Source organism: Ruegeria sp. BF7, from assembly GCF_056538605.1.
The window spans coordinates 1-17,629 of the sequence record NZ_JBQFTM010000024.1; the positions used below are offsets into that span (position 1 = coordinate 1).

13 protein-coding genes are annotated in these 17,629 nt (G+C 53.6%); 7 read left to right on the plus strand and 6 right to left on the minus strand.

Going from position 1 to position 17,629, the window contains the following annotated elements; all coding sequences use genetic code 11:
• Window positions 1–703 (minus strand): DUF1349 domain-containing protein (locus tag ACR0IK_RS23015; protein ID WP_480643455.1); only part of this gene is annotated, 703 nt, incomplete at its 3' end.
• Between the two features lie 460 nt (window positions 704–1,163).
• On the opposite strand from ACR0IK_RS23015, the gene ACR0IK_RS23020 reads away from it, so the two are divergent.
• Window positions 1,164–2,744, plus strand: coding sequence for a lipopolysaccharide biosynthesis protein (locus tag ACR0IK_RS23020; RefSeq protein ID WP_480643456.1), 1,581 nt, complete (start codon window positions 1,164–1,166; stop codon window positions 2,742–2,744).
• 40 nt (window positions 2,745–2,784) lie between these two features.
• On the opposite strand, the gene ACR0IK_RS23025 is transcribed toward ACR0IK_RS23020, so the two are convergent.
• From ACR0IK_RS23025 to ACR0IK_RS23035, 3 genes are read right to left on the minus strand one after another with little or no spacing between them, the layout of a single operon-like run.
• The gene (locus ACR0IK_RS23025; protein WP_480643457.1) at window positions 2,785–3,615 is read right to left on the minus strand and encodes a CpsD/CapB family tyrosine-protein kinase; all 831 of its coding nucleotides are present in this window, start codon (window positions 3,613–3,615) and stop codon (window positions 2,785–2,787) included.
• A 41-nt stretch (window positions 3,616–3,656) separates the two neighbouring features.
• Window positions 3,657–5,183, minus strand: a complete 1,527-nt coding sequence (locus ACR0IK_RS23030; RefSeq protein ID WP_480643459.1) for a GumC family protein — start codon at window positions 5,181–5,183, stop codon at window positions 3,657–3,659.
• Between the two features lie 52 nt (window positions 5,184–5,235).
• The gene (locus ACR0IK_RS23035) at window positions 5,236–6,153 is read right to left on the minus strand and encodes an ExeA family protein (RefSeq protein WP_480643460.1); all 918 of its coding nucleotides are present in this window, start codon (window positions 6,151–6,153) and stop codon (window positions 5,236–5,238) included.
• A gap of 840 nt (window positions 6,154–6,993) precedes the next feature.
• Between ACR0IK_RS23035 and ACR0IK_RS23040 the strand changes: the two genes are divergently transcribed.
• The 4 genes from ACR0IK_RS23040 (at window position 6,994) to ACR0IK_RS23055 (ending at window position 12,070) form a co-directional block, all read left to right on the plus strand.
• Complete coding sequence (locus ACR0IK_RS23040) at window positions 6,994–7,890, plus strand: glycosyltransferase family 2 protein (protein WP_480643462.1); 897 nt, start codon at window positions 6,994–6,996, stop codon at window positions 7,888–7,890.
• Between the two features lie 328 nt (window positions 7,891–8,218).
• Window positions 8,219–8,857 carry a sugar transferase gene (locus ACR0IK_RS23045; protein WP_480643487.1) on the plus strand — a complete coding sequence of 213 codons (639 nt, stop codon included), beginning with the start codon at window positions 8,219–8,221 and terminating at the stop codon, window positions 8,855–8,857.
• A gap of 72 nt (window positions 8,858–8,929) precedes the next feature.
• Window positions 8,930–11,362 (plus strand): tetratricopeptide repeat protein, encoded by a 2,433-nt coding sequence (locus tag ACR0IK_RS23050; protein WP_480643464.1) that lies wholly within the window; start codon window positions 8,930–8,932, stop codon window positions 11,360–11,362.
• A gap of 117 nt (window positions 11,363–11,479) precedes the next feature.
• Window positions 11,480–12,070, plus strand: coding sequence for a polysaccharide biosynthesis/export family protein (locus ACR0IK_RS23055; RefSeq protein WP_480643465.1), 591 nt, complete (start codon window positions 11,480–11,482; stop codon window positions 12,068–12,070).
• A 43-nt stretch (window positions 12,071–12,113) separates the two neighbouring features.
• On the opposite strand, the gene rfbA is transcribed toward ACR0IK_RS23055, so the two are convergent.
• Entirely contained in the window at window positions 12,114–12,986 is an 873-nt protein-coding gene (gene rfbA, locus ACR0IK_RS23060; protein ID WP_480643466.1) for a glucose-1-phosphate thymidylyltransferase RfbA, read from the minus strand.
• 94 nt (window positions 12,987–13,080) lie between these two features.
• On the minus strand, window positions 13,081–13,986 hold the full coding sequence (locus ACR0IK_RS23065) for a glycosyltransferase family 2 protein (protein WP_480643468.1): 906 nt from the start codon (window positions 13,984–13,986) through the stop codon (window positions 13,081–13,083).
• Window positions 13,987–14,250: 264 nt separating this feature from the next.
• Here ACR0IK_RS23065 and ACR0IK_RS23070 point away from each other — a divergent pair, with 264 nt between their 5' ends.
• On the plus strand, window positions 14,251–15,645 hold the full coding sequence (locus tag ACR0IK_RS23070) for a hypothetical protein (protein ID WP_480643469.1): 1,395 nt from the start codon (window positions 14,251–14,253) through the stop codon (window positions 15,643–15,645).
• A 112-nt stretch (window positions 15,646–15,757) separates the two neighbouring features.
• Window positions 15,758–17,356: a VPLPA-CTERM-specific exosortase XrtD gene (gene xrtD / locus ACR0IK_RS23075; RefSeq protein ID WP_480643470.1), complete on the plus strand. Its 1,599-nt coding sequence runs from the start codon at window positions 15,758–15,760 to the stop codon at window positions 17,354–17,356.
• Window positions 17,357–17,629 lie beyond the last annotated feature (273 nt).

Here is a 17,629-nt window from a genome sequence, read left to right on the forward strand (position 1 = left end):
CCAGCAGATCCGCGGCCACATTCACCACCAGAGCAACATCCGGCTCCGTGGACAAACCGTCATCCGCCGCGTCGGGGGCTGTGTTGATGGGAGTAAAACCACCGTCTTCATTTGTGATCGGGTCGCTGTCAAAGGCAACGTAATCCACTTGGGCTGTATAGCCATCCGCAGGGCCGGTATTGCCCGCATATACACCGGTTTTTGTGACAGCGAGGCTGTGTGCAAAGCTGCCCGCCGTGACCCAATTAATACCGTCAACCGAATACTCGAATGTCCAGATGTCGCCGGATCGATCAACGCGTAAATACGGGGCTGTACCTTCGGGAATGGAGACCCGGATCGCCATTGTCGACTCCCCATCCACCGTGATGGCGGCAAAGGCGTAGAGGTTGTTGTTGTCCGAATACGTGCCGAAGCGCAGCCAGTTGCCGGTATCCTGCTCAATCAGCAGCCCCTGAAGCTGGTACTTCTCGGTGGGAGTGGTCAGAAATTTGGTCTCGATCCGGAAATCTGTATCCGCAGTCGCCTGCATGGCGCGGGCACCATTGTTGGTGTCCCAGACGTCATAGTCGCCATCTGGTGTCACCAATTCGAGATAGGCGTCGGACGCGTTCGTATCCAGCGCATGCGAGATACCCCCTGGACCTTCAATGCTCCACACTGGTTCCAGTACACTAGACGCAAAATCGTCTGAATTACTCATTATGCCCTCGTCACCCCAAAAAACATTCAACACACTAAAACAGAAGGCATTCACCGAGTGATAAGAAATGCTTCTGGTCTCAACCGATCAATTATAACACAGTATTGATTTTTTCGCAGTACACATATGTATAGGTCGGTTTTGTTAGGGCGTATCACGTAGAGGCGTTGCTGTCGACTTTGGAGCGATTTCTGGGTCTTTCGCAGGATATCCCAACCGATGGCTATAGGAGTATTCAGTGCCCTCCTGCTGCTTTGACAGATACCCTTGGGTGCTGATCAAAATGTCTCCACACCAGGCTTCGTCACTTCAACATCCGATCCGTGTATACTGAGGTCGGTGCGGCTGCGCAAAAGTTTTGGCGTGCGAAAACCGATTCACCTGAGCTGGAAAACGCGTTAGCACTTGTTGAAGCGGCCTGGTCAACCCGGCCGGGGTGATCAGGTAGAGGGTAACTGCAGTGCCATCTGAAAGCGAATCCGGGTCTGAAAGTAACCGACACGAGAACGTCACTGTCTCCAAGCGTCTTGTGATCGTTAACTCGGCCAGTTCGATCCTCACGAGGATTCTGAATGTCACGGCACTACTTTGGGCATATCAGTATCTTCTGAAGCGCATTCCGGCAGAGGAATTTGCCGTATTACCCGTTGTGACGTCGGTCATGGTCGTTGCGCCGCTCTTCTTTTCGTTCTTTTCCAGTGGGGTGGATCGTTACGTCGTCAACGCCTATGCGAAGGGTGAGTTCGGCAAGGTCACCAGCATCGTGTCGTCGATCTTTCCACTGATGTTGGGTACAACATGTGTGTTCCTGACAGCCGGTCTGCTCTTTGCTGCCAATATTGAGAATATACTCAATATCGCCCCTGCAATGGTCGGCGATGCCAGGATCATGATGGCATTGTTGGTCTTCAGCTTTGCCCTGCAGATGTTGGCGGTGCCCTTCCGCACCGGGTTTGTGGTGCATCAGAAATATGTGGAACTGAACCTGCTTGGTGTCGCGCGCGATTTTCTCAGGATTCTTCTTTTGCTTGCCTTCATATTTGGAGCCGGTCCCAAGGTGATCTGGGTTGTTGTCGCCATGGTTACATCCGAAGCGCTTTACATCATTGTGGTGGTCTCACGTTCCATGGCAATGGTGCCCCAACTCCGTTTTCGTCCCGGTTTGTTTGAGCGCCGGCAGGCTCGGGAACTGGTGTCTTTTGGTATGTGGACCGCCTTTGGACGGCTTGGCGATATCTTCTACACCAATGCAGCCACAATCTTGCTGAACCTCTATGGCACAGCGATAGATGTCACCAGCTACCACATTGGTGCGACGTTCTTTCGGCAATTGGATATTATGACGAATATGGCGAAACAGCCGCTCACACCGGTGCTGACTGCGATGCATGCTCTGGACGACAAAGCCAGGATGGCGCGGACCGTATTTCGCGGGGGACGCTATACGCTTTGGATGGCTTTGATCGTCGCGGTGCCCCTTATCATTTATGCGGATGATTTTATCAGCCTTTACTTGGGCGATGCTGAGTATTCCTCGGCCGCGACGGTAATTGTGCTGCTGATGTTCACTTTTCCGTTCACGAAAGCGGTCGCACTTTTGCCAACCATCGCAGTGGCGACCGCACAGGTCCGGCCTTTTTTTCTGCCTGCATTTTTGTCAAAGGTTTTCATGTTCCTGATCATGCTGTGCTTGGCATGGTATGGAAATTTGAGCGCAACCGGTGTCGCGTTTTCTCTGACCGTAGTGGTGGTGGCCATGCAGCTCGGGTATTACTGGCCACTTTGTCTGAAGATGACCGGCAAGGGATTTGGAGTCTTTTTCAAAGAGGTTTTGTATCCGGGATGCCTGCCAGCTTTTGCTGGAACGGCGGTCTGGGGTTTGCTGAAATTTTATGATCGTCCAGAGAGTTGGACAGCCCTATTGGCTTATTTGGTTCTTGGCGGCGTTGTCTATGCAGCCGTCATGTTTGGTTTTTGCCTCAACGCCCAGGAACGGCAGGATCTCAGATCTGTTCTGGCCAGGCTCAAAACCGTGACCTGAATGCTGCTCGTTTCGGCTCTTATCCGGTTTATTGCCTAGCCTAGTAGCTATAGCCATAACCGTATGCACCTTGGGCATAATGGGCCTTGTTCAGAACAACGCCCATCACGTTCGTCAGTTCCGCAAGTTGACGTTCAGCCAAGTCAATCTGGTCAATAGTGGTGCGCTCAGCTTCGGCCAGAAGCAAAGCGCAATCGACATTTTTGAGGAACCCGAAATTGTCATCGACCTCCATCAACGGTGGCATGTCGAGTAGCACAATATCCGGCTTGAATTCCGCTTCGACGGAATCCATTACTTCGCTAGTTTTTCTGCTTTGTAGGATCTCAGCTGCGTTTCTGGTGGTGCTGCCGTTGAGACCCAGTGCCACGTTGGATCCAATCCGGTGCCCATGTTTGGAAAAGGGTACTGTGCCCTGCAATACATCGCCCATTGTATGTGGGCAGGCCTGATCAAGGGTTGTACAGAGCCCCCCGCGACGCAGATCAAGATCGAAGATCATGGTGCGCAGATCGGTCTGGCGTCCAAAGCTAAAGGCGAGATTGGCGGCCACGGTGCTTTTCCCGCACGAGCTGCGGGGTGAGACCAGCGCAACCCTTTTCCAGTCATGCACTCTTGCCTGCTGCAAGATACGGGTGCGCAACATGTCGAAAGGCCCCATTTGAGCGCTATCCGTGCTGGCAACCAACCGATTTCGGGCAATGATTTGCGCGGATACCTGAATGGGTGTCAGGCCCGTCCACAGCTCGCCCAAGGCTGCGTCGGTAGGCTTCTCTGATGCCACCACGGCTGTCGCGGCGGGTGAACGCGCCTGTCCCGCTTTCTGCCGCTGTGAGCGGGCTTTGTTTATAGCAACCTGCAGTTTTTCCATTGATCGCTATCCTTCCCGATCACAATCTTTCACGCTTGTGCTCACCAGCGCGTGCCAATTTTGTCCATTATCTGTTCGGCAATCAGATCCAATGGCTGATAGTAAGTATGAACCGCATAAACCGAAGCGGAAACGCTAACGAGAATAAAAATCAGCCAGACCAGTTTACCCACCCGCCGCCGCCAGATTTCCCCCGGGGTTGCGATATAGGGAATAGTCGCCAGGGGTGTGATGCCCAGTTTTTCAATCAGGTCTTCAGGACGCCGCACCGATCGGTTGAGCAATTCCAACAGAACAACCAGACCGAGGCCAGCCAGAATGCCGAAAAAGATACCGCCTCCTGCAATCATGGTTCTGTTCGGTTTGGACGGTCGGTTAGGCACAACCGGGGGCTCGATCACTGAAACACGCTGGCCCTGCGCTGTGACCTCAATCCGCTCCCCGGTGCTGGCGCGGGACAAACGGTCAACTGCCAGATTGTACTGTTGCTGTATGTTGTCCCGGTTCTGCGTCAGTTCCTCCGCCCGTATCGTGGTTGCAGGGGTGCGGTTGATGGTGCGGGTCAGTTTTTCTAGTTGGGTCTGGGTTCCGGTTTTTTGCCTTTCAAGAACATTGATGCGTGTCTTAATCTCGGCCAGCTGCACATCCAGTAGTGCGTTGCCGGTGGTGCCTTCCTGCTTTTCCGGTGGGGGCTGAACTAGCTTCTCCATATCTGCGATACGTGCCCGCAGCATTTTCACGCGCGGGTTTTCTTCAGAATACACCAGCAACGCCTCATTGAGGCGGCGCCGAAGATCTTCAAGCTGTTGGCTTTCCACAGATCGCTCTGTAGCGGGGAAATCGTTTACCCGTCCGGTGGTTTCGAAAATCAGAACCAAGTTCTGTCGCTGATCCTCAAGCCCGGTGATTTCACGCTCGATCTGAGCCAGACGCTCCTGCAGCAATGTTTGTTGGCTGAGCTTGTAATCAAGGCTTTCCGGCAGTGCGTCAGCATTTTCTGTCTTAAATGCAAGCAGGCCGGCATTGTGTTCGGCCAGTTCCTCACTCAGCCTTGCCACTTCCTGCTCGAAGAATTCCAGTGTTTGTGCAGCACGCCCGGTGCGGGAGGCGACATCTTCCTGCTGGATCAAGCTCAGATACTCATTGAGAACCCCTGCGGCAATTGTGCCTGATCGCGCTTCAAAACTGATTTGCATAAGCGGAATGGGGTCGCGGCGACCATTCCCGCTTACTGTCGTTCGAGCCCGCATGCCTGCTACGACCCTGTCTGGCGTCATCTCGGATATGTTTGGAAAAACTTTCTGCCGGTTGGCGATTTCGAGCAGGTTTGCGCGTGTCAGCAATCGCTGTTCGAGAATTTCCAGTTGCTGCTGCGCCGGGGTGCGCACGGTTGACGCGGCTAGGTCGTCCGGAATGCGAGGAGCTTCCACGATCAGCCTCATCTCCGATACATAGGCGGGCGGTAGCGAATACGCGGTAATAATCGACGCTGCGCTGATCACTGTCGCAACAATCAGAAAATACGGCAGACGCCGCGAAAAGATTGACCAATAATACCGGATATCCACGTTCAGTCTTCCTGTTTGACTTCAGCGAGCATCTGATTGCGCTCCGACATCGTCATCCTGCCTTTTCTTCTGGTGGCACACGTTCTTCTGGCCTGAGAGACAGTATCTGAAACTTCTCTGGCTTGTTTTCTTCCGGCAAGGATTCCGCACCAAAGAATACGCCGTCATCCAAAACGTTCTGCACAATACTTTCCGATACTAGCCTACTGTCGTCGCTCCAAGTATAGAGCATGGCAAACTCGCAAAGTTGATTAACCAGCCGCGGAATGCCTGCGGTCGCCTGAAAGATCAGTGTGCTGGCGGCGTCTGAGAATTCTTCTCCGGTTCCACCAACCAGCTTGAGTCGGTGCGCGATATAGCCTTTGACCGTGTCGCAATCCATGCGGGGCAAGTGAAAACTGGCCGCAACTCGCTGGGCAAGCTGGCGCATGTTCGGATCCAGAACCATGTCACGCAACTCGGGCTGGCCAACCAGGATCAGCTGAACCAGCACGTCTTTGTTGGAATTGATGTTGGTCAGCATGCGCAACTCTTCCAGGCCTTCGCGCGAAAGGTTTTGCGCCTCATCAAAAATTAGCACCACGTGCCGACCAGCTGCATATTCCGCGATTAGGAAATCCAGCAGTTTCTGGAATAATTGCACGTATGGAGCACGCGGATTGGCCTCGACATCCAACGCATTCAGAACCCATTGCAGCATCTCCCCACGGCCACGATGGGCGTTCGAAATCAGGCCGGGCTTGATATCTTCGTCCAACTGGCCGAGCAGTTTCTGAATGAGTGTCGTCTTACCTGCTCCGATCTCGCCCGTGATCAAAGTGATGGGAGCTCGGGACATAATACCTAATTCCAGCACCATGAAGGCGCGTTTGTGAGGTTCAGACCAGAACAGGAAGTCGGGGTCCGGCAGCAGCGTGAACGGCCGCTCGGTCAGTCCGAAATGTTCAATATATAGTTCATTGGAACTCATATGACCGACAGCTTTTCAAATCTTATACTCACAACGGGATGCGCTATATAACGCACCTCAATAATAACACCTGGATGATCAGACAGGTCTTTCAAGACCACAATGTCGCAATCACCCCAAGATTGTAACCGTATCGGGCCTTGCCGCCTACCCCTTGATCGTTCTCTCTTGAGTTGAGCCCTGATGTAACATGCCTGAAAGCGTTCTCTTTTCGTGACCTGATAGGGCCGCGCGCCACCATTTGGTGGGCACGATCTGTTTCCATTTATACACCAAAGATCCAAGAACGGGCGCATTGATCTAAGTATTGTCGACAATTTGATTAGAATACTGAGTTTAGAATCGTGAAATCTGCATGGGTTGGTACGCGGCGGAGCTATATTTTTGATTTTTAAATTAAATTTATAGCTCATCATCAAATTTCAGAACTTTTTAGTTCCAATTGATGCGCTTGCGACGGGGTGCGCAGATGCAGGGTTTGTTAAGTGGAAAGCGCGAGCGGTGGGCTGTGGTGTCACTGTGACAAGGCGACCTTTAGAACCGAACTGCTTTTATTTAACTCAAGTGCCACGATGTCCGTCGCGATTTGTGCTTTCCAGACGCCATATGTGCGAGGGGGGCAATGTCGTGCCGATGATTCAGGCCCCGTCGTGCCTGTCACCTGATTGCAGAATTCGAGACAATACCTAACAATGCGCAAAACCGTTTTTTGTTTAGGAATAATAGCTGTTGGTGAACAATGCGAAAACTCCTCGGCTGGACTCTTTTTGCGCGAACCCGTTTCACTTGTCGCAAGTCGTTAGGAAGTCGGTCTTTGGGTATGCCTTTTGAGTAGATACGATGCAAATTTCTGTCATCATTCCACACTACAATCATTCCGAGTATCTTCGTCTTTGTTTGGAGAGCTTGTTTCAGCAAGAGAATCTGAAATCGGATGTGGAAATCCTCGTTGTGGACAACGGGTCGAAACGACCCCCTCAGGATATCGGAGATAGCTATCCCGGTGTGCGGGTGCTCCAGCAGAAAACGCCCGGCCCCGGCCCGGCCCGCAATCTCGGTGCGGCCGAGGCACGCGGGGATATTCTGGCCTTCATCGATGCGGACTGTCAGGCCCGGAGCGACTGGTTGTCGGTGATTGAAAAAGCATTTCAGGATGCGGATACACAGATCATTGGTGGGGATGTGCAAGTGAAATACGCAACGCCCGGAAGCCCTACTTTTCTGGAGCCATACGAACGTATCTATGCCTATCGAAACCGAAAATATATCGCCGAAGGGTATTCCGGCACCGGCAATCTCGCTATGCGCGGGCAGGCCTTCGAAGCAGTTGGCCCCTTCGCTGGGTTGGGAGTTGCTGAAGACCGGGAATGGGGATTGCGCGCAAATGCGCGAGGCTACGCCACGATCTATGTTGAAGACATGATCGTCTATCACCCCGCCCGCAAATCCTTTGCGGAACTGACCAGGAAATGGGACCGCCATATTGTCCATGACTATTCTGACTACACCAGAAAATCTTTCGGGAGACTGCGCTGGCTATTCCGGACCATCGCCGTTGCCGGCTCTCCGTTGGGTGAACTGGGTACGGTACTGTTTTCGGATCGGGTACAAGGTGCTCGGGAAAGAGGTCTGGCCTTTTTATGTATGACAAGAATCCGCCTCTACCGCGCACGCAGAATGCTGCAGGTGATATTCACTCCTGGATCTTTACGCGCAGAGGGAGATTGGAGCCGATAAGGCTCGCGCCTATGAAAGAGCGTGGTGGCCATTATCCATTCAACTGCCAAGAGAGGCGGGGCAGTGCCAAATGTATGGGCGCGCACTCACTCACCGACGCTCCCTTAATAGTTGCGCCTGAAATTTTCTTTGAATTGTGGCAGGAATCGGATAAAAAAATGGCATAGTTTAACTAGAAAGCCCTATAACTTGGGCAGCAGTGTTTGAGGCCAAAGTTGTGTGGCCTTTGAGGTGAGAGTGGGCAGGCCGCAATTTGTGCGGTGATGTTAATGCCGGAGTACGATTGATTATGACGAGTTACGTTAAGGGGGTGAGTGCGGCTGATGGAGTGGTTCCGCTTCAAATCCAATCTCAGCAAAAGACCTTTTATTCATTGGGGGGGAAACGGGTAGCCGACATTCTATTTGTTGTTCTATCCGCACCGATCTCATTATTCCTGATTGCGATCATGGCCCTTCTGGTCATGCGCGACGGAGGAAACCCGTTTTTTATCCAGGAGCGGGTTGGACGGGATAGCAAGACTTTCCGCATGTTCAAAATTCGCACCATGGTGCTGAATGCCGACAAGCGGCTGGCGGCTTATCTCGCTGAAAATCCAAAGGCCCGCACCGAGTGGGCGCGCGATCAAAAACTTAAAGATGATCCGCGCATCACGCGTGTTGGCAAACTGTTGCGCCGCACGTCACTGGACGAACTGCCTCAACTTTGGAACGTTCTGCGGGGAGATATGTCCATTGTCGGGCCGCGTCCAATGATGACGGAACAGCAGGCGCTGTATCCGGGTCAGGCCTATTTCAAGCTGCGCCCTGGCATTACCGGCCCCTGGCAGGTGTCCGACCGCAACATGACCAGTTTCGCGGCCCGCGCGGATTATGACACCCGCTATCTGGCTGAATTGTCTGCAGGAAAAGATCTGTCCATCCTGATGCGCACGACATCGGTTGTTTTGCGGTGCACGGGGTATTGAGAGCCACAGAACTTTCTTGAACAGAGTGCAAAGAAACCACATCATCTTTTGCAGGATGTTTGGAAAGCAACGATGATAAAACAGATTGTCAGGGGCGTTTCCTTGGGGACCGCCCTTTTTCTTCTGGCTGCATGCGATTCCGCAGAAGAACGGGCAGAAAAGCACTATCAGGCCGCTCTTGAGCATCTGGAAAATGGTGATGTCGCCCGGGCTACGGTCGAATTTCGCAACGTATTCAAGTTGAACGGCAAGCATAAAGAGGCGCGGCTTGCCTATGCGAAAATGCGCCGTGAAGCCGGTGACGCGTCGGAAGCTTATAGCCAGTATCTGCGGCTGGTCGAACAGTACCCCGACAACCTGGAAGGACGCCGCGCACTGGCGCAGATGGCCACTCTGACCGGAGACTGGGCGGAGGTAGAACGCCACATCAAAGTAGCTGCTGAACAGGCGCCGCAGGATCCGATTGTGCGCGCTGTTCTGACAAGTATTGCCTATCGCGATGCCATCGCCGCGGGTGATGACCGGGCCATACAGGCGGCGGCGGAACAGGGGGCTGCTCTGACAATCGAAGCGCCCGGACTGGTGATCCCGCATTTTGTCGTTGTGAATGAATTTGTCCGGCAGGAAAACTGGCCCGCAGCTCTTGAAGCGCTGGATGCGGCCATCTCTGTTTCACCGGAAACGCGAGGATTTTATAACCTGCGCCTTGGCGTATTGGGCAAACTCGACAGAGGTGACGATATTGGCACCGCTCTTGAGGAAATGGTGCAGCGATTCCCTGAAGACGAAACAATTCAGAGCAGCTTGGTCGATTGGTACATGTCGCGCAACGATCTGGATGCCACAGAAGCATTTCTACGTCAGCGTATCGACCCCGCCGAGGAAGACCCCCAAAGCCGGATGGCCTTGCTGCGCTTTATAGCTGCAACCCGGGGTCCTGAGGCAACGATTTCCGAAGTCGACAAAATGCTTTCCGGAGATCTGGCCCGTCGGCCACTTTATCAGGCATTGCGCGCCGGTCAGTTATTTCAAGCCGGTGATCGTGATGCTGCCATTTCCGATCTGCAGGCTGTTGTCAGCAGTTCGGAGCCATCCGCAGATATGAACGATGCCAAAGTGGTACTGGCGCACATGCTGATTGAAACGGGCAACCAGACTGAGGCCCGCGCTTATGTCGAAGACGTGTTGACCGGAGATTCTGGCCATGCGGGCGCGGCAAAGATCAAGGCCGCCTGGCTGATTGAAGAAGACCGCACGGGAGAAGCTATTGTCCTGTTGCGCGGAACGCTCCGTGACAACCCCCGTGACCCCGGGTTGATGACCTTGCTGGCCCGTGCGCATGAACGTGACGGAAACCGGGACCTGATGGCTGATATGCTGTCGCTGGCCGTAGAGGCATCAGGACGTGCGCCGACAGAAGCATTGCGCTATGCGGAGTTTCTGGCAAGCGAAGGCCAATACGATCACGCCGCAAGCGTGCTGATTGAGGCGCTTGATCGCCAGCCAAACAATGTTCAACTGCTGGTGCTCTTGGCACAATCCCAGATTCATCAGCAAAACTGGAGGCAGGCGCAAGCCACCATCGACAGGCTGCAGGCTCTGGACGACACCGCTCAACAGCAGGCTCGAATTCTCACCGCCAATCTGATTGCCGCTCAGGGCCAGGAAGATGCCCTGCTGGCCTATCTGGAAGATTTGGCCGTCGGGAACAACAATGCGAATTATGTGGCTGAAATCGGAATTGTGCGCGCCCACGTGCGTAATGGCGACCTGAACGCCGCGCTGACATATCTTGAGCAAGCGCTGGAAGTTTCGCCAACCGATTTTCTGCTGCGCTTCCTTCAGGCCTCGATCCTTGCCGGTATGGGAGAGCCGGATCAGGCCGCCGCAATCTATCGCTCACTTCTTGAGGAAAGGCCGCAGAGCGAGCGAACCTGGATGGCGCTTTATGCCTTGCTTGCCAGAACAGACCCGGCACAGGCAAAAGAGGTCCTGGGGCAGGCACTTTCCGCTTTGCCGGACAGTGCTGACCTGAAATGGCTGCAGGCAGGCGCGCTTGAGGCGCAAGGTGATATCGAAGGCGCAATCGACGTTTATCAGGCTCTATACAGGGCCAATAGCGGCTCAGCAGTTGTCGCCAACAACCTCGCCAGTCTTCTGGCCACGAGTCGGGATGATGCTGAAAGCCTTGATCAGGCCTATCGCATTGCCCGCCGTCTACGTGACAGCCCGGTGCCGCAATTCAGCGATACCTATGGCTGGATCGCCTATCGCAGAGGGGATTACGACGCGGCATTGAAACACCTCGAATTTGCGGCACAACAGCTGCCTGGGGAACCCTTGGTGCTGTACCATCTGGGTGCCACCTACGCCGCGCTCAATCGCAATACAGAGGCACGCGCCACGTTGGAAAAGGTTGCTGATCTGGAAATGCCCGAAGATCTGGCGCAAAAAGTACAGGATGCAATCGCTGATCTACCCACACCAGTCGAAAACGGTAACTGATTCTGATTGCGGCACAATTTCACCACAGCACCGTTCCATCACTTCTCAAGTGGCTTACATGGACTCACCTTCCACGCTAGGCTCAACAAGAAATTCAATTTTTCGAGGGCTTAAAAGATGCTAAGAACATTAATCGGTCTTCTCGGCCTGATCCTTTCCGCGACCGTTGTTCAGGCGCAGAGCGGGTATCAAGTTGCGCCTGGTGATACCCTTCAAGTTGAAGTTCTGGAAGATCCCAGCCTCAACCGCAGGGTTCTGGTCCTGCCCGACGGATCTTTCAGCTTTCCATTTGTCGGAACTGTTCAGGCTGGTGGCCGGTCGGTCGGCTCAATCCGGGACGCACTGACGTCAGGGCTGGCCCCGCAATTCGCAAGCACACCAAATGTCTATGTCGCCGTTGCAGCAACTGCGCTACCTGAGTTTCCGGGGCTGGAAATCGACGCCAACACGGATGACATCTATGTCATGGGGGAAGTCACTACACCCGGATTGATTGCAGCAAAACCGGGCACGACATTGCTGCAGGCCCTGGCTCAGGCGGGCGGCCTGACCCGGTTCGCCGCTGGTAAACGTATTCAGCTACGGCGGCAAAGTCAGATTATGTATTATGATTTCCACCATACCGGCAAAAAGCCCAGCATAGGTGGCAATACGGTTCTGATCCCTGGTGATGTTGTAGTCGTTCCACAGAGGCGCCTATTCGAGTAACTCGCAGCGCTATTAGGAGAGCTCTTGGGGGGTGTTGAGCGCTTTATTGCAGCAGAGCAGCCAGATAAGCCCCATATCCGTTCTTGGCGTATCTTTCGGCTTGGGTATTCAGTTGGTCATCGCTAATCCAGCCTTGCCGATAGGCAACTTCTTCAGGGCAGCCAGTCTGCAATCCCTGCCGTTCTTCCAAAGTGCGAACGAAATTGCCTGCATCCAGCAATGAAGCATGGGTGCCGGTGTCCAGCCAAGCATATCCGCGCCCCATGGTTTCCACTTGCAGCATACCTTCTTCCAAATAGGATTGCAGCAGGTCAGTGATCTCAAGTTCACCGCGTGCCGAAGGTTTTATCGTGCGCGCACGTGTAGGCGCGGTGGAGTCGAGGAAGTAAAGACCTGTCACCGCATATCTGGATGGCGGCACATCGGGTTTTTCAATGATCTGGCGTGCGCACCCTTCGTTGTCAAAGGCCACCACACCATACCGTTCGGGATCAGCTACGTGATAGCCGAACACAGTGCCCCCAGATGGCTTTGCATCTGCTGCAGCCATGAGTTTTGGCAACCCATGACCGAAGAATATGTTGTCTCCGAGAATCATCGCCGAAGGCGCACCACCCAAAAAATGTTCGGCTAGTATATACGCTTGTGCCAAACCATCGGGGCTGGGCTGTACCTGATAGCTGAGGGTTAGACCCCATTGCGATCCATCGCCCAGCGTGCGTTGAAACTGATCCTGATCCTGCGGGGTGGTGATGATGCAGATATCGCGGATACCGGCCAGCATTAGCACGCTGATCGGATAATAAATCATCGGTTTGTCATAAATTGGCAGCAACTGCTTCGACAAGCCCATGGTGATTGGATAAAGTCGTGTGCCGCTGCCTCCGGCTAAAATGATGCCCTTCCGCGCTGTCATCGCACCTCTCCCACGTCCTGAAAATATTGCTCGAACCCAACCTTTTCATGTGGTCGGAAACTATAAAACCAGTCCCGAATACGCAGTCATGCCTCTAAAACGGAAAAAGGCGGCGTATCGTTCTAAGCACTTTTCCGCCAATGGTTGATGTCGTTCTTCCTGGGTGAACGCGCAGCGCGTCGAAGACCAGATCGGTCGCAAGCCGTTTTCTGCCAAGTGACTTCAGTGAGCGTGCCAGAGACAGGAGGATACGAGCATGGACATCCGGATAAGAAGCCAGAACGTGCCTGTTCTTCTTAAGGATTCGTAGAGTCCCAAGCGCTTTTTTGCGTGCGTTGAGTGAGATACTGTCCTTAGAAATGAAGCTTAGAACGACCGGTTCGAGATCCTCGTAGACTTTTGTGTGCTGCACCAGCCGAACCGAAAACTCCCAATCTGCATTCGCTTTTGCGCAAGGGTCAAACCAATCTGTACCGGGGAAGCACCCACGCCGAAAAACCGTGTTTTGAAGGCTGACTCTATTTCGAAGAAAAAACCCCCTGACTTGATCTTCATCCAGTTTGATCTGCCGACCAGATGGTGGGGAACACGTGACCTTTCTGGGGCCGTAATTGTGGAATTCGTCGCGCCCGTACAGAATCTTGGATCCCGTGACGACACCAACCTCATCGGGCAGGGTTTCAAACATCGCAATCTGCCGGGTCAGCTTACCTGGGAGCCACATGTCATCGCTGTCCTGAAACGCGATGAACTGACCTTGTGCAATTTTCAATCCGGTATTACGCGCCCGAGAGGCTCCTCCGTTGATCTCGCGACGGATATAGCGCACCCGGTCATCCCCCAGTGCTTCTACAACAGGTTTCAGATCAATTTCCGACGCGTCGTCGACAACGATCAATTCCAGATCTCTGTAATCTTGCGACAGCACACTTTCGCAGGCCGTCTTCAAACTTTCGGGACGACCATAGGATGGAAGGATGACTGAAACAGAGACACTCATAAATCTACCTGTAACAATTTGGTATACTTGAACTTGGGAACACTTGAGCTGTCGAAACAAATGGGCATCAAATAATTTCTAACTTTCTTGCTTTGGTGAAGGAACAATAACATTCCGGAATTCATCTGTATCCAACAATTGCAGTGGTTATTGTGGCTTTAGCGTTACGGCCAAACAGGCTGACGCAGGGCAAAACGCTTCTTGCATGATTTCCTTGTTCAACAGCGGTAGTGAATAAATAAGAAGAGCAGGCGGAAAATCGAAATGAGGGCAAGCAGCAGAGCAATTGGCTTCTTCGCGGTGGCTTTTACAATCCATGTGGTCCCGCGTTCGGCCACACCACAAGAGACCGAAGTCACTGGGCTAACACAGAGCTTTGGGATTTCCTCGTCATTGCGGGTGAATGACAATTTCGGGCTGGACGAACCGTCTCTGGGTACCACCACGTTGTGGGATAATACCGTAACCTACGACCTGTTGAAGGAAACCCCCCTGGACCGGCTGTCGCTGGGGCTAAGCGGTATTTTTAGATTTTCCGATGTGCCTCAACAATCCAGCGAATTCGAGTTTGATTCACCTTCGGCAGTATTCAACTACGGTCGCTTCGGAGCCAACAGCCTGATTGATCTAAATCTGGGCTATAGTGAAATTGACCTGAATTTTGAAGACCCGCTGCGCCGCATCGACGAAGATTTTGATGGCCCTGATGATGAACTCATTCTGGACGACGGCACCCGTAAAACGACACGTGCTGGGTTTGAATTTGAAACTGGTGTGAATGACCCCTTTGGCGCGGGCCTGTCTTCAGATTATTTCCGCGTCGACTATGACGATACCACGGATACCTCTCTTTTTGACCGTGAGACCATCTTTAATGAGGTATTTGGACGTTTAAGATTTTCGCCGGTAATGGAAGGTCGCTTAACCTTTGCGCAGGAAGACTACGACGCAGAGGATACGGAAGGCACAGATCGCACCAGCAAGTTCACCAACTTCTCGCTAACATACGATATCGACCCCACAACCCTTCTTGAAGCTACGATCGGCTACTCTGATATCGATGAAACTCAGGAGTTCGGGGTGGACACCCGAGAGCGCGGCGTGGTCGGGAGCCTGGGTCTGGTTCGTGAGCTGCCCAATGGCAGCGCCGGGGTCGAACTGGGGTCAGATTTGAGCATCAACGGGCGCCGTGATACACTTCTGTTCGAGCGCGCCCTCGAATTGCCCCTGGGCGAGCTTGGGGCGGGCTTGGGGCTTACACGTGGACCGCTGGGCGAGACCAATCCGATCGGTAACTTACTATATACTCACGAACGGCCCCGTACCAGGCTGACTGTCGGGTTTGATCGCAGCTACCAGACCAATGACCGTAGCGAAGAAACCCGCCGCACCCGCGCATTCCTGGGCTATGAGGTCACGATCAACCCGCTTTCATTCATGACCTTTAATCTCGATTATGCCAGCGTATCCTCAATCGGTGATGGCAGCGCGGAAGACAACAAGGTGGGGACGTTCAGAACCGCATATGTACGCGAGATTACCGAAGATTGGGATCTCTCGGTCGGATATGAGTACATAGACTACGAATCCGAAACCGATCCACGCACACATTCTAATGAGGTGTTCTTCACACTCTCGCGCCTCTTCACGACCCGCTGATCGCCTGGCATCGCTGAATTCCTGTCAGCACAGCTTTATGATATGCTCCTGAAGGTCCGGAATGTTCCCGTTTCCCAGTGTCCTTTTATGAGTTTGAGAATGGCAAAGTTTTATGGCTGATACACGCGCGTTTTCTGCGATTTTCCGCGACCTGCCGACCATAAACCCCGCGGGTCTGGCGTGGTTCTTACTGCTTTTGGCCGGATCTGTTCCGATATTCTGGATTGGTCTTGTATCACTTGGACAAGCCTGGACGACGCCGGAATACAGCCATGGGCCTTTGATCCCGGTTATTTCGTTATATCTTTTCCTGCGCGAAATGCGCCGGATGCCGCCGCCTAACCCGCATGTGACAGACCGCTGGCCCGGAATCATCGTTGTCCTTCTGGCACTGGTGCTGGCCGTCTTCGGGAACCTGACCCGCATCCCTGACATCGTCACTTACGCGATGATCATCTGGGTGGGTGGCGTGGTTCTGAGCATCTTTGGCTGGAAACGCGGGTGGCATCATCAGCTGCCGGTGGTCCATCTGGTCTTCATGCTGCCCTTACCGCAGTTCCTGTATTGGAAGCTGACGATCTTTCTGCAGTGGGTGTCCTCGGCGATCGGTGTCTGGCTGGTCGATCTGGCCGGTGTGACCGTCTTTCTTGAAGGCAATGTGATTGATCTGGGCGTCTATAAGTTACAGGTAGCCGAAGCCTGTTCCGGGTTGCGCTACCTGTTCCCGATCCTCAGCTTTTCCTACCTCTTCGCCCTGCTCTATCGCGGGCCGATCTGGCACAAACTGGTACTGCTGCTGACTGCCGTACCCCTGACCATCTTGATGAACTCAGTGCGGATCGGAATTATCGGCATTCTTGTGGACAGCTACGGCATCGAAGCCGCCGAAGGGTTTCTGCACTTCTTCGAGGGTTGGGTCGTCTTTTTGATCTGTATCGCAATCCTGTTCGCAATCGCCGTCGCGCTGCAGCGGCTGGGGCCTGATCCGAAACCGCTCTCCGAGGCGATCGATCTTGATACACACGGGTTTGGCCGGATTGCGGTGCAGATTCTGGCGATCCGCCCCTCCCCTGCCCTGGCATCGGCAGCCCTGCTGACATTGGCCGTATCGGCGGCCTGGGCCTTGCAGCCGGAACCTGACGCCCAGCCGATCGAGCGCGACCCGTTCTCTCTGTTTCCGCGCCAGCTTGGCGAATGGTCCGGATCAACCGCACAGCTGGACCCTGATGTGGAAAGAGTTTTGAAGGCGACTGATTATCTCAACGCCACCTACGCCCGCCCTGGCGAGCCCAGCTATATCAACATGTTTGTGGCTTTCTACGATAAGCAGACCGAAGGTTCGGGAATTCACTCCCCCGAAGTGTGCCTGCCTGTTGGCGGCTGGGAAATCTTCAGCCTGAACCCTCACGAAGTGACACCGGGCGTGGACGAATACGGCACCTTCGCAGTGAACCGCGCGGTCATTCAGAAAGGCTTGCACCAGCAATTGGTCTATTACTGGTTCGAACAGCGCGGCAAGCGTCAGACCAATGACTTTCAGGCCAAGATGGGGGTTGTCATGGACAGCATCACGATGGGCCGCACGGACGGTGCACTGGTCCGCTACGCCACACCGATCGCGCCGAACGAGAGCGAAGCCGATGCAGATGCCCGTCTGATTGAATTCATGGGCCAGAGCATGAGCCGACTGCCACGTTTTGTCCCAATGTAGGGAATCGTTTGGCCCATAGCTGTTGTATGGAGGCGATTGGTTGCGTCCAAATCTGGAACAGCCCGCTCGGCAAAGTTGTAATCTGAAGAGAGAAGAATCGCAGGGCCTCAGGGGCGCTTTTCAAGGGTAGAAAGGCTTCCCTTTCGGTTGTTTCCTGCAAATTACGTGCCCCTTAAGGGGTGAATTTGAGCGCATATCTATGCTGAAACAAACGAAATTTTGTCAAAAATTTGTCAAAATCATCAAGATCCTTCCAACACACTGAAAAAAAAG